The sequence below is a fragment of the Streptomyces sp. NPDC004435 genome, from assembly GCF_042873895.1.
In the GTDB taxonomy this organism is placed as follows: Bacteria; Actinomycetota; Actinomycetes; order Streptomycetales; family Streptomycetaceae; genus Streptomyces.
Window position 1 is genome coordinate 66,848 of sequence record NZ_JBIAMB010000031.1, and the last position, 11,984, is coordinate 78,831.

Below are 11,984 nucleotides of genomic sequence, written 5' to 3' on the forward strand. Positions count from 1 at the left end.
GGCAGGTCAGACGTGGTCCGGCTGGCGGCGGCGGGCCTGTCGCGGCGCCACCGGCTCGGCCTCCTCCAGGAAGGATTCCGCCGTCTGCACGGCCTCCTTCGCCGGCAGCGCCCGGAAGACCCACGTGCGGTACGACCAGAAGCGGAACAGGGTCCCCACGCCGATGCCGAAGAACTTGAAGAAGTTGCTGGCCAGCGACGAGTTCCAGCCGAGGCCGTAGGTCGCCGCGTAGAGGATGCCGTTCTCGATGACCAGCCCGACCAGGCTGAACAGCAGGAAGAGCGACATCTCCTTGGTCCGGCCCGACTTGTCGCGGTCGCGGTACGTGAAGTAGCGGAACCCCACGTAGTTGAAGGCGATGGCCACGATCGTCGCGATCAGGCTGGCCCGCACCACCGGAAGCTCCGTGGTGTGCCGGACCAGGTTGAACACGGCCAGGTTGACCAGGACGCCGAGTCCGCCGACCACCCCGAACTTGGCGACCTCGCGGGCGAGGAGGGCGAGTCGCATGCGCAGCGCGCCGGGTTCGCTCATGGTGGGGCCGGTCCGTCCGTCGGGTGACGTCCGGGTGACGTCAACCCACTCATGCTAACCAGCCTCCCCTGTCACCCGCCCGGGTAGGCGGGAAAGCTGTGGAAAACCCATCACTGCCCCGTCACGCCTTGTGTCAATCCACAGCCGGAAACGTGTTCACGGATGGTGCGGATACCCTAAGAGAGTGACGTTCCCGGTAGTAGGCATGGTCGGCGGCGGTCAGCTCGCCCGTATGACCCACGAGGCGGGCATCCCCCTCGGCATCAAGTTCAAGATCCTCAGCGACACCCCGCAGGACTCGGCGGCGCAGGTGGCCGGCGAGGTCGTCATCGGCGACTACCGCGACCTGGACACGCTCCGCGCGTTCGCCCGCGGCTGCGACGTGATCACCTTCGACCACGAGCACGTGCCCACCGAGCACCTGCGGGCCCTGGAGGCCGACGGCATCCCCGTCCGCCCCGGCCCCGACGCGCTCGTGCACGCGCAGGACAAGGGGGTGATGCGGGCGAGGCTCGACCGGATCGGCGCGCCCAGCCCCCGGCACCGCATCGTGGCCGACCCGGCCGACGCGGTCGCCTTCGCGGAGGAGGCCGGCGGCTTCCCGATCATCCTCAAGACCGTGCGCGGCGGCTACGACGGCAAGGGCGTCTGGTTCGTCCGCACCGCCGACGACGCCCGCGACCCCTTCCTCGCCGGCGTGCCCGTGCTCGCCGAGGAGAAGGTCGACTTCGTCCGCGAGCTCGCGGCGAACATCGTCCGCTCCCCGCACGGCCAGGCCGTCGCGTACCCGGTGGTCGAGTCCCGCCAGGTCGACGGCGTCTGCGACACCGTCATCGCGCCCGCCCCCGACCTCGACGAGGAGCTGGCCGGACAGGCCCAGGAGCTGGCCCTGCGGATCGCCAAGGAGCTCGGTGTCGTCGGCCACCTCGCGGTGGAGCTCTTCCAGACCACCGACGGGCGGATCCTCGTCAACGAGCTGGCGATGCGCCCGCACAACTCCGGCCACTGGACCATGGACGGCGCGATCACCAGCCAGTTCGCCAACCACGTCCGCGCCGTCCTCGACCTGCCGCTCGGCGACCCCCGCCCGCGCGCGCCGTGGACCGTGATGTGCAACGTCCTCGGCGGCGACTACCCGGACATGTACCAGGGCTACCTCCACTGCATGGCCCGGGACCCGCAGCTCAAGATCCACATGTACGGCAAGGACGTGAAGCCCGGGCGTAAGGTCGGTCACGTCAACACCTACGGCGACGACCTGGACGAGGTGCTGGAGCGCGCCCGTCACGCCGCCGACTACCTGCGAGGGACGATCGTTGAGTAACGAGGCGAGCAACCCGCTCATCGGCATCGTGATGGGCTCCGACTCGGACTGGCCCGTCATGGAGGCCGCCGCCCAGGCGCTCGACGAGTTCGAGATCCCGTACGAGGTCGACGTCGTCTCCGCCCACCGGATGCCGCGCGAGATGATCGCGTACGGCGAGCAGGCGGCCGGCCGCGGCCTGAAGGCGATCATCGCGGGCGCCGGCGGCGCCGCCCACCTCCCGGGCATGCTCGCCTCCGTCACCCCGCTCCCCGTCGTCGGCGTCCCGGTGCCGCTGAAGTACCTGGACGGCATGGACTCGCTGCTCTCCATCGTGCAGATGCCGGCCGGCATCCCGGTCGCCACGGTCTCCGTCGCCGGCGCGCGCAACGCGGGCCTGCTCGCCGTCCGGATCCTCGCCGCCTCCGACCCCGCGCTCCAGACCCGCATGGAGGAGTTCCTCCAGGACCTCAACGCGCAGGCCACCGAGAAGGGCAAGCGGCTGCGCGCCAAGGTCGAGGGCACGGACTCCTTCGGGTTCGCCCGGTGAGCGCGGCCGAGCGGCTCGCCGAGGCACGCGCCCTCCTCGCGGAGGCCCCCGTCGTCGACGGGCACAACGACCTCCCGTGGGCGCTGCGCGAACAGTGCGGCTACGACCTCGACGCGCTCGACATCGCGGGCGACCGCTCGGCCTCCCTCCACACCGACCTCGCCCGGCTCCGCGCCGGCGGGGTCGGCGCCCAGTTCTGGTCCGTCTACGTGCCCGGCAGGTTCACCGGCGACCACGCGGTCAGCGCCACCCTGGAGCAGATCGACGCCGTCGACCGGCTGGTCGAGCGGTACGCGGCCGACCTGGCGCCCGCCCGGACCGCCGACGACGTCGTCAAGGCCCGCGAGGAGGGCCGGATCGCCTCCCTCAAGGGAGCCGAGGGCGGCCACTCCATCGACAACTCCCTCGCGACCCTGCGCGCCTTCGCCACCCTCGGCGTGCGGTACATGACCCTCACGCACAACGAGAACAACGACTGGGCCGACTCCGCCACCGACGAGCCCCGGCACGGCGGCCTCACCGCCTTCGGCCGCGCCGTCGTCCGCGAGATGAACCGCTGCGGCATGCTCGTCGACCTCTCGCACGTCGCCGCCACCACCATGCGCGACGCCCTCGACACCAGCACGGCGCCGGTGGTCTTCTCGCACTCCTCCTCCCGGGCGGTCTGCGACCACCCGAGGAACGTCCCGGACGACGTCCTGGAGCGCCTGCCTGCCAACGGCGGCGTGGCGATGGCGACCTTCGTGCCGAAGTTCATCCTCCCCGAGGCCGTCGAGTGGACCCTGCGCGCCGACGCCAACCTGCGCGCCCACGGCCTGCACCACCTCGACACCACCCCCGCGGCCAAGGCGATCCACGCCGCCTTCGCGGCGGAGCACCCCCGCCCGATCGCCACCGCCGCCACGGTCGCCGACCACCTCGACCACATGCGCGAGGTCGCCGGCATCGACCACGTCGGCATCGGCGGCGACTACGACGGCACCGCCTTCACCCCGGCCGGCCTCGACGACGTCGCCGGCTACCCCAACCTGATCGCGGAGCTCCTGCACCGCGGCTGGTCCCGCGCCGACCTGACCAAGCTGACCTGGTCGAACGCGCTCCGCGTGCTCGGTGACGCGGAGGCCGTCTCCCGCGACCTGACGGCCCGCACCCCCGCGTCCCACGCGACGATCACCCAGCTCGACGCCCCCGCCTGAGCTGCCGTCAGGAGCTGCCGCGAAAGCGGATGGTGCCCCGGTCGCGCTCCGGCCCCGCGTCGAACCGCGACCGGTCCACCACGGGCCGGGGCCGCGGACTGCGGGCCTGGAGCCTGATCGTCGCCCGCCCGGACAGCGCGGTACGCCACTCCCCGAGGCCGGGCCGGGAGCCGTACGGCCCGTCGGCCAGCTCCCACAGCCGCCGCACGGCGTCGAGGCGCCGCTCGTCCAGCACCCCCGGCAGCACGGCCAGCGGCCGCCCCGGCGACACGTACGGGTCCTGCGCGAGGACCCGGCCGAGCATGAGGGCCGCCTTGTAGCGGTCGCTGTCGACGCTCACCGTCCCGGGCGGGGCCTGGGGGTCGTGCCAGTCCGGGGTGTCGGCCTGCGCGAGGACCGGCTGGTGACCGGTGATCCGGATGCCGTCGCAGTCGATCAGATGGAGGGCGGGCTCCGGGTCGAGCGACCACAGCACGTTCGCCTGCGACAGGTCGCCGACCACCAGCCCCATCACGTGCAGCCGGTCCACCAGCTCCACCAGCACCACGGCCAGCGCCAGCCGCTCCTCCGGCGTGGGCTGCCGCAGCGTCCTGGTGGCCGCCTTCGGCGCCCGCAGGAGGAACTGGAGCTCGGTGAGCCGCCGGTCGCCCCTGGCCGTCGGCCACGTCATCGTGTCGGGCGCCCGGCGCATCAGGAAGCCGACGACCCGGCCCCCGTCCGTCACCCGGCACAGCGGCCAGGCCGCCTCCCGGTCGAGCCGCCGCCGCTCCTCCGCGGCGAGCCCGGTCCGCAGGGCGACGAGCGCGGCGAGCGCCGAGCCGTCCGCCTTGTGCGGCTCCAGGTACCGCTTGAAAAGCAGGTCCCCGGGTCCGCCGACCACGTGCACCTCGCCCTGGCCGCCCGCCGTGAGCTTCCCCGCGAGCGGCAGCGACGACTGCTCGACGTCGGCGCCGTCGTCCGCCGTCACGGCCGTCCCTCCCACAGCACGGCCGCGGTGCGGTCGTCGTCGTACGACTTCACCCGGTACTGGAACTGCCAGAGGAAGTCGGCCGGTTCGGGCGCGCCGCCGCCCCACGCGCCGGTGAGGAACGCCCGCATCTCCGGCTCCCCGGCCAGCGGCGAGGAGAAGCCGTCGGTGGAGACCACCAGGACGTCCCCCGGCAGGGTGTCGAGCAGCCGGGCCGAGACGCTGCGGGACATGGGCAGCGCGGCGGTCCGGGTGTCGATCACCCGGCCCTCGTCCTTCTCCTGGCCGCCCTCGCCGGGCGCCAGGTCCCACGATCCGTCGCGGAGCAGGGCGGTACCGCCGTCCCCGACGGTGAAGACACCCCGGGTGCGGACGGCCGGGTCGAGCGGTACGACCAGCACCCGGAGGGTGGTGGAGTACGTGACGGGAGCGAGCCCCCTCGGACCCGCCCGCTCGACCAGGTGGTCGCCGACGTGGGCGGCGGTCTGCCGGGCCAGATCGGCGAAGAGGTCCTCGCGCCCGGCGGCCAGCGTCTCGAACACCTCCTGGGCGCGGACGCCGAGCACCTGCAGGGCACGCTGACAGGCGTGCTGCGACCCGAGGTGCGAGAGCGGCTGCGAGCCGACGCCGTCCGCGACGGCCACCGCCAGCAGCTCACCGGAGCCCTTCTCGCCGAGGTGGGCGGTCATCACCGAGTCCTGCCGGGCCTCGCCGAGGTACCGGTGGGAGTCCCCGCGCACCGAGGCCGCCCGCAGGGTCAGCGCCCCGTGGGCCGCCCCGTCGAGGACGATGTCCGGCACGACGGCCGCGGCGAGCGTGTCGTCCGTCATCCGGGGCCGCCCCTGCGGCACCGGCGGATAGCTGGGCGCCCGCCGTCCGGCGTGAGCGGGCGACCCGAGCACCGCAACGGCGGGCGCGGGGGGTCCGGCGGGGGCGGGCGGGAGGGACGGGACCGGGGGAGCGGGGGGCGCGGGAGGAGCGGCGGGAGCAGCGGCGGGGGCCGCCGGTGCGGGCGGCGGCGGGGTGGCCGGGGGCCGGACCTCCACCGGTACGGCTTCCACCGGTACGGGCTCCACCGGTACGGGCTCAGCCTGAACGGGCTCCACCGGTGCGGGCACCTCCGGTACGGGCTCCACCTGGACGGGCTCCACCTGGACGGGCTCCGCCGGGGGTGCCGCAGGGGAGGGCGACGCCTCGGGCGGCGCGGTCCTGTCCAGGTGTCCGCGGGCCGGGGGCTCCCAGGGGCGCGGGGGCTCCCCGGCGGCCGGGGGCTCCGGCCGGCTCATGTGCTCCATCTCGGCGTCCTCAGAGCTTGTCGAGCGACACGGTCGCGAAGCCGGGCACGGTCTCCTCGACGACGAGCGAGAAGTCCGAGTTGCCGTCGGAGGCGATGGTGGTGGCGGACCGGACGATCGAGCGGGTCAGGCTGGAGGCGAACTCGCGCAGCGCGGCGGCCGGGGAGACGTTCTGGTCCTGCTGGATGAAGGCCCGGAAGTTCGCCACCTGCGCGATGGTGGACTCCTCGGCGTCACCGACGCCGAAGGCGATGATCTTCGGGCAGAAGCGGGACTCGGTCAGCTCCTTGTACGCCTGCGGCCAGTCGTCGTCCGTCGGGATGCCGTCGGACATGAAGAAGGCGACCGGCCGGTAGACCTCGTGCCCCTCCGCCTTCAGCGCGGCCACGTCCGTCTCGATGCAGCGCAGCAGCGTGCGGAAGGCGTTGCCGAAGGAGGTGAGGCCGCCCGCCGAGAGCGCCGGCACCTCGTCGATGTCGCTGAGGTCGGCCAGCGGCTGGAGCACCTGCGCGTCGGTGGAGAAGCCGATGAGGCTGAACCGGGTCTTGTCGGCGACCGTCGGGTTGGTGCTGATCTCGGTGTGGAGCTCCACCAGCGCCGTGTTGAGCGCGTCGACGCTGTCGCCGGTCATCGAGCCCGACTCGTCGCACAGCAGGTAGAACGGAAGAATCTGCATGGTTCGGTTCCCTCCGGTGGGGCGGTCGCGCGCCCCTCAGTAGGTGTAGAAGTAGATCTCGATGTCGGCGCGCCCGCCCGAGGCCCCGCCCTTCCAGAAGTCCCGGGTCGTGGTGCCCTTGAACATGTCCGGACGGGCCTTCGCCAGCTGTGAGTTGACCTCGCTCGCGTAGGTGCCGCCGGCGCCCGGGTCGGGGTGCCGGCCGAAGGTGAGGACGAACGCCGCCTGGCGGCCCGCGTACTTCGCGGTCACCTCGCGCAGCCGGTTCCGCATGGCGGTCCGGTCGCCCGGGGCCGCCGCGATCGACACCTTCACCGGGGTACGGACCACGGCGCGCGGCCCCTTGGGCTTCGCCGGCTTGCTCGCGCCCGGCTTCGGGCTCGCCGAGGCGCCGGGGCGGGCCTCCGCGGCCAGCGGGTCGCCCCGGTCGCCCATCGCCACGAGCGCGAGGACCAGGAGCATGTCCGCGAAGAGCCAGCCGGCCAGGTGCAGGGGGTTGAAGCGCGGCGCCCTCACCGCGGCCCGGCCCCGTCCCGGCCCTCGCGGCCCGGCGCGGCCGGCGGCAGCGCGGGCGGCGCCCCCGGCCCGGCCTCCCGGGCGGGCGGCACGCCGGCGCCGGAGCCGTCGGCCGGTTCCTGCCCGAGGCCCGGGCTCCCGGCCCGGCCGCCGGAGCGGCCCCCGTGGTCCGCGTCCCCGCTCTTGCCAAGGCTCAGCCCTCGGTCCCGGCTCCCGTCCCGGCGTCCGCGCTCCCGGCCGCCGCCCCCGCTTCCGCCCGCGTCGCCGGCCAGCGCCGCCGCCAGCGTGTCGGAGGCCCGTCCCAGCTGCTCCGCCACCCGCGTCAGCGCGTCCGCCTGGTCGGCCAGCCGGCCGAGCAGGGCCTGGGCGTCCGCGCGGTCCCGCGCGGCTCCCTCGACGACATCGGTGAGCCGTCCGAGCACCTGCCCGGACAGGTCGCCGGAGACCTCGATCCCGGTGGTGAACGAGCGCTGCGCCGCCGCGAGCGTCATGACGGAGTCCTCGACCCGGGTGCCGGCCTTCTCCAGGACGTCCCTGACCTCGCCGTTCGTCCCCCGCACGTCCTCCAGGGCCTGGCGCACCATGACCCCGCCGCCGCTCACCGCCGTCTCGATGCGCGCGGCGGCCGACTCCAGCGGCTTCACGGCGCCCTCCACGCCGGCCAGCCGCTCCTGGGCCCGGTCGAGGGAGTCGCCGACGCTGGTGGCGGCCTGCGCGAGCAGTCCCTGGGTCTTGGCGGCCCGGTCGCCGAGCTTGCCCAGGACCCCGGCGGACTTCGTCAGCTCCTCCGCGAACCGGACGGGGGAGGAGTGACGGTGGGCGTTGAGGCAGAGCTGCGCCCGGGTCAGCACCGGCACCATGCGCCGGATCAGCGCCTCCGTCCGCTGTTCGGCGGCCCGCTCCAGCCGGTCCGCCCGGCCCCGGCGCCAGCCGTGCACCACCGCGAGGACGAGCAGCAGGACGATCGCGCCGGTGGCGGTCCCGGCGACGTGCCCGAAGGTGAAGAAGCCGGTCAGGTGCCCTTCGAAGCCGGACTGCCACAGCTGGAGGAACGGCCGGGTGGCGGCCCTGGGATTCGCCCCGGTCAGCGCCCCGTACGCGCTCGACGCCTGGGTGAGCCCGTACCAGGTCAGTGCGAGCGGGACGAAGACGAGGCCGCCGAGCGCCGTCTCCAGCCAGCTCCAGGCGGGGTGGTCGCGCTGCGGCGGCCCGGCGTCGACGCTCTCCGGACGGGCGTACGCGGCCACCAGGTCGAGGTCGGTCCACGGGTCGAGCGGCCGGGAATCGGCGTCGGCGGCCCGCAGCGCCCGGCACAGCTCGGTCAACTCGGCCGCACGCGGAGCGAGTCGGGCCTCCTGGCTCAACTCCTCGATGTCCCGGGCCACTTTCAGACGATCCGTCGAGAAACCGACGGTCATGCCCACCCCCACGGCGCGACGAGAAAGAGGGGGTGCCGTACTCGGCGCCGTGCGCTCCCCAGCGCACCCGTCACGCCTGCCATCCCCCGGTTCGCAGCAGATCGTAGCCCACTCGCGGTTACAGTGTGGGTCGCTGAAGCTATGCGGCCAGGGGGAATTGACGTGGCATCAGACAGGCAGCGCGGGGTCATCCGGTTGAAGCCCAAGGCGCCGGGCGAGAGCCCTCGGCCGACCCTCCCGCCGGCTGCGGAGCGCACCGGGCGCGAGGCCCTGCTGACCAAGGCGACCCCCCTCGGCCTCGTCTCCGGCCGGGGCGTCCTCCAGGCCAACCTGAACTGGTCCGCCGCGTCCGGCGCCGACCTCGACCTCGGCTGCCTGGTCGAGCTCACCGACGGATCCACCCATGTCGTCCAGGCGCTCGGCAACTCCTTCGGCGCCCTCGACGCACCCCCGTACACGCTCCTCGACCAGGACGACAGGACCGGGGCCTCCTCGGACGGCGAGACGGTGCGGACGAACCTGGAGCACCGGGCGAAGATCCGCCGGATCGTCGTCTACACCTTCGTCTACGAGGGCGCGGTCGACTTCCGCAGTCTCGGCGCGACGGTCACGGTCACCGCCTCGTCGGGCGCCCTGCGCATCCTCCTCGACGACGCCCCGGCGGGGGCGACGGCCTGCGCGATCGCACAGATCACGGCCGGGACCGGCGGCATGGACGTGCGCCGCGAGGTCCGCTGGTTCACCGCCACGCAGTGGGAGAGCAACCAGCAGCTGATCGACCGGGCCTACGGCTTCGGCATCGAGTGGGTCTGGGCCACCAAGGACTGATCACGGCCCCTCACCCGAACGGCGCACTCCGGCGGGCCCCCGGCCGGGTGCCGCTGGCACGGTGGACGGTACTGCCCCGCCCCCTTGGCGGGGTAGTACTGCATCACCGAGTTCAGAAGTGTGAGTAGTGCCATGGCAGATCTAGACGACCATCCCCCCTTCTCTGCCGCCTCCGGCGCCGTCGGTGCGCTGGAACCCCCGGAGCCACCACCCCAGCCGCTCGACGAGACCGCCCGCGCCCGGGCGATCCTCGCCGCCCAGCCCGTCCTCGAAGGCCACACCGAACTCCCCGCGCTCCTCGACCCCGAGGACCTGCCGCCCGCCAGGGCCGCGGAGGCGGGCGCCCAGTTCTGGTCGCTGCACGTGGACTCCGACGACGGTGCCATCGGCACCCTGCGCAGGCTCGACACGATCCGCGCGCTCGTCGCCGCCTGCCCCGACGACCTGCGCCTGGCCCACTCCACCTCGGAGATGGCCCACGCCCGCAACTGCGGGCGGGTCGCCGCGCTCCTCGGACCGGTGGGCTGGACGGCCCTCGGCGGCTCCGCCGCCACGCTGCGGGCCTACCACGCCCTCGGCGTCCGGGCGGTGAACCTCACCCGCTTCGACCGCTTCGCCCGCGAGGCGGTCCGCGAGATGAACCGCATCGGCCTCGCCGTGGACCTCTCCGGAGCCGACCAGGACACGGTCCGCAAGGTCCTCGCCGTCACCCGGGCCCCCGCCCTGGTCACCCGGTGCGCCCCGGACGCCCTCCCGGACGACGTGCTGCGGCTCCTCGGCGAGAACGGCGCCGTCTGCATGGTCCCCGTCGGGGACGACGCCGCCGCCACCGCCGACCTCCTCGACCGGGTGCGCGACGGGGCCGGGCCGGCCTCCACCGGCCTGTCCCGCCTGACCGCCCCGGCGACCGGCTACGTCCCGCTCTTCGCTGAGCTGCTGCGGCGCGGCTGGCCGGCCCGGGATCTGGTCGGCCTGGCCCACGGCAACGCTACCCGGGCCCTGCGCGAGAGCGAGTTCCTGTCCCGTACGAACCGGATCAGGCCCGTCGCCGCCTGACCCTCGTCCGTACCGCGCGAAGAAGGGGCACCCCCTGCGAGGGGGTGCCCCTTCCGCACGTCGGGCTGCCGTCAGGCGCGCGGGCGGCCCATCGCACGGTAGGTCCAGCCGGCCGCCCGCCAGCGCGCGCCGTCCAGGGCGTTGCGCCCGTCGAGGACGACCGGGGAGGCGACGACCCCGGCCAGCTCCGCCGGGTCCAGCTCGCGGAACTCGCGCCACTCGGTCAGGTGCAGCACCACGTCGGCGCCCCGCACGGCCTCCAGCGCCGAGTCCGCGTAGCCGAGGGTCGGGAAGACCTTGCGGGCGTTCTCCATGCCCTTGGGGTCGTAGACCGTCACCTGGCCGCCCTGGAGGTGTATCTGGCCGGCCACGTTGAGCGCGGGGGAGTCGCGGACGTCGTCCGAGTCGGGCTTGAAGGTGGCGCCGAGGACGGCGACCCGGCGGCCCAGGAAGGAGTTCCCGCCGAGCGTCTCGCGGGCCATCTCGACCATCTGGCCGCGCCGCCGCATGTTGATGGAGTCGATCTCGCGGAGGAAGGTCAGCGCCTGGTCGGCGCCGAGCTCGCCCGCGCGGGCCATGAAGGCCCGGATGTCCTTGGGCAGGCAGCCGCCGCCGAAGCCGATGCCGGCCCGCAGGAACTTGTTGCCGATCCGCTCGTCGTGCCCGATCGCCTCGGCCAGCTTGGCGACGTCGCCGCCGGCCGCCTCGCAGACCTCGGCCATCGCGTTGATGAAGGAGATCTTGGTGGCGAGGAAGGAGTTCGCGGCCGTCTTCACCAGCTCGGAGGTGGGGAAGTCGGTGAGGACGAAGGGCGAGCCGTCGGCGACCGGCAGCGCGTACACCTCGCGGAGCAGCTTCTCGGCCCGACCGCCGTCGCCGCCGGGCACGCCGACGACGATCCGGTCCGGGTGCAGGGTGTCCTGGACGGCGAAGCCCTCGCGCAGGAACTCGGGGTTCCAGGCCAGGTCCACGCCCTCCGGCAGCACCCCGGCGAGCCGCTCGGCCGAGCCGACCGGCACGGTCGACTTGCCGACGACCAGCGCGCCCGCGCGCACGACGGCGGCGAGGGAGGTGAAGGCGGCGTCGACGTAGCTCATGTCACAGCCGTACTCGCCGTGCTTCTGCGGGGTGTTCACGCAGACGAAGTGGACGTCGCCGAAGGCGCCCACCTCCTCCCAGGAGGTGGTGAAGCGCAGCCGGCCGGTGGAGCCCTCGATCCCGGCGACGTGCTTCGCGAGCAGGTCCTCCAGACCGGGCTCGTACATCGGGACGCGGCCGGAGGCCAGCAGCTCGATCTTCTCCGGTACGACGTCGAGGCCGAGGACCTCGAAGCCCATCTCCGCCATGGCCGCGGCGTGGGTGGCACCGAGGTATCCGGTGCCGATCACGGTGATCTTCAGGGCCATGCGGAACTCCAGGGACGTCGGGCGAAAGTGCCTGACCGAGCATAGTCGGGCCCTGACAGCGCACCGGTTCACGCCCTACCCTTTGAGTTACTTAACGGTAGTTAGCAAGCGTGGGAGTGAGTGATCGTGGCGGGATCGGCTGAATTCGACCTGTACCGGACCTCCGAGGAGCACGAGATGCTCCGGGAGTCGGTGCGTGCGCTGGCGGAGGCGAAGATCGCTCCGTTCGCGGCGGCGGT

Annotated in this window: 12 protein-coding genes; 5 read left to right on the top strand and 7 right to left on the bottom strand. The window is 73.7% G+C overall.

Going from position 1 to position 11,984, the window contains the following annotated elements; all coding sequences use genetic code 11:
* Positions 1–6: 6 nt before the first annotated feature.
* Complete coding sequence (locus tag ACFYT9_RS37120) at positions 7–534, bottom strand: GtrA family protein (RefSeq protein ID WP_376597582.1); 528 nt, start codon at positions 532–534, stop codon at positions 7–9.
* A gap of 184 nt (positions 535–718) precedes the next feature.
* Between ACFYT9_RS37120 and ACFYT9_RS37125 the strand changes: the two genes are divergently transcribed.
* From ACFYT9_RS37125 to ACFYT9_RS37135, 3 genes are read left to right on the top strand one after another with little or no spacing between them, the layout of a single operon-like run.
* Positions 719–1,858: a 5-(carboxyamino)imidazole ribonucleotide synthase gene (locus ACFYT9_RS37125; RefSeq protein WP_376597584.1), complete on the top strand. Its 1,140-nt coding sequence runs from the start codon at positions 719–721 to the stop codon at positions 1,856–1,858.
* 31 nt (positions 1,859–1,889) lie between these two features.
* Entirely contained in the window at positions 1,890–2,387 is a 498-nt protein-coding gene (gene purE, locus ACFYT9_RS37130; protein ID WP_387279086.1) for a 5-(carboxyamino)imidazole ribonucleotide mutase, read from the top strand.
* Positions 2,384–3,583, top strand: coding sequence for a dipeptidase (locus ACFYT9_RS37135; protein ID WP_389171109.1), 1,200 nt, complete (start codon positions 2,384–2,386; stop codon positions 3,581–3,583). The genes purE and ACFYT9_RS37135 overlap by 4 nt, the downstream gene beginning before the upstream one ends.
* 7 nt (positions 3,584–3,590) lie before the next feature.
* Here ACFYT9_RS37135 and ACFYT9_RS37140 read toward each other — a convergent pair whose 3' ends face one another.
* The 5 genes from ACFYT9_RS37140 to ACFYT9_RS37160 all read right to left on the bottom strand — a co-directional run bounded on the left by ACFYT9_RS37140 (position 3,591) and on the right by ACFYT9_RS37160 (position 8,455).
* Positions 3,591–4,550 carry a hypothetical protein gene (locus ACFYT9_RS37140; protein WP_389171112.1) on the bottom strand — a complete coding sequence of 320 codons (960 nt, stop codon included), beginning with the start codon at positions 4,548–4,550 and terminating at the stop codon, positions 3,591–3,593.
* Positions 4,547–5,380 (bottom strand): protein phosphatase 2C domain-containing protein, encoded by an 834-nt coding sequence (locus ACFYT9_RS37145; RefSeq protein ID WP_389171115.1) that lies wholly within the window; start codon positions 5,378–5,380, stop codon positions 4,547–4,549. Before ACFYT9_RS37145 ends, ACFYT9_RS37140 begins: the two co-directional genes overlap by 4 nt.
* 475 nt (positions 5,381–5,855) lie before the next feature.
* Complete coding sequence (locus ACFYT9_RS37150) at positions 5,856–6,521, bottom strand: VWA domain-containing protein (protein WP_376597592.1); 666 nt, start codon at positions 6,519–6,521, stop codon at positions 5,856–5,858.
* Between the two features lie 36 nt (positions 6,522–6,557).
* The gene (locus tag ACFYT9_RS37155) at positions 6,558–7,037 is read right to left on the bottom strand and encodes a hypothetical protein (RefSeq protein WP_387279069.1); all 480 of its coding nucleotides are present in this window, start codon (positions 7,035–7,037) and stop codon (positions 6,558–6,560) included.
* The gene (locus ACFYT9_RS37160) at positions 7,034–8,455 is read right to left on the bottom strand and encodes a methyl-accepting chemotaxis protein (protein ID WP_389171119.1); all 1,422 of its coding nucleotides are present in this window, start codon (positions 8,453–8,455) and stop codon (positions 7,034–7,036) included. Before ACFYT9_RS37160 ends, ACFYT9_RS37155 begins: the two co-directional genes overlap by 4 nt.
* Positions 8,456–8,617: 162 nt before the next feature.
* On the opposite strand from ACFYT9_RS37160, the gene ACFYT9_RS37165 reads away from it, so the two are divergent.
* Both ACFYT9_RS37165 and ACFYT9_RS37170 read left to right on the top strand, forming a co-directional pair.
* Positions 8,618–9,283, top strand: coding sequence for a tellurium resistance protein (locus ACFYT9_RS37165; RefSeq protein ID WP_389171122.1), 666 nt, complete (start codon positions 8,618–8,620; stop codon positions 9,281–9,283).
* Between the two features lie 132 nt (positions 9,284–9,415).
* Positions 9,416–10,339 carry a membrane dipeptidase gene (locus ACFYT9_RS37170; protein WP_389171125.1) on the top strand — a complete coding sequence of 308 codons (924 nt, stop codon included), beginning with the start codon at positions 9,416–9,418 and terminating at the stop codon, positions 10,337–10,339.
* 71 nt (positions 10,340–10,410) lie between these two features.
* Here the strand turns inward: ACFYT9_RS37170 and ACFYT9_RS37175 are convergent, their stop codons facing one another.
* Positions 10,411–11,745: a UDP-glucose dehydrogenase family protein gene (locus ACFYT9_RS37175; protein ID WP_389171128.1), complete on the bottom strand. Its 1,335-nt coding sequence runs from the start codon at positions 11,743–11,745 to the stop codon at positions 10,411–10,413.
* Positions 11,746–11,984: the final 239 nt, after the last annotated feature.

Bases quoted from the DNA above. Each gene is read 5' to 3' on its own strand.
- ACFYT9_RS37120 (WP_376597582.1), bottom strand. From the start codon at position 534: ATGAGCGAACCCGGCGCGCTGCGCATGCGACTCGCCCTCCTCGCCCGC.
- purE (WP_387279086.1), top strand. From the start codon at position 1,890: ATGGGCTCCGACTCGGACTGGCCCGTCATGGAGGCCGCCGCCCAGGCG.
- ACFYT9_RS37145 (WP_389171115.1), bottom strand. From the start codon at position 5,380: ATGACGGACGACACGCTCGCCGCGGCCGTCGTGCCGGACATCGTCCTC.
- ACFYT9_RS37150 (WP_376597592.1), bottom strand. From the start codon at position 6,521: ATGCAGATTCTTCCGTTCTACCTGCTGTGCGACGAGTCGGGCTCGATG.
- ACFYT9_RS37160 (WP_389171119.1), bottom strand. From the start codon at position 8,455: ATGACCGTCGGTTTCTCGACGGATCGTCTGAAAGTGGCCCGGGACATC.
- ACFYT9_RS37170 (WP_389171125.1), top strand. From the start codon at position 9,416: ATGGCAGATCTAGACGACCATCCCCCCTTCTCTGCCGCCTCCGGCGCC.
- ACFYT9_RS37175 (WP_389171128.1), bottom strand. From the start codon at position 11,745: ATGGCCCTGAAGATCACCGTGATCGGCACCGGATACCTCGGTGCCACC.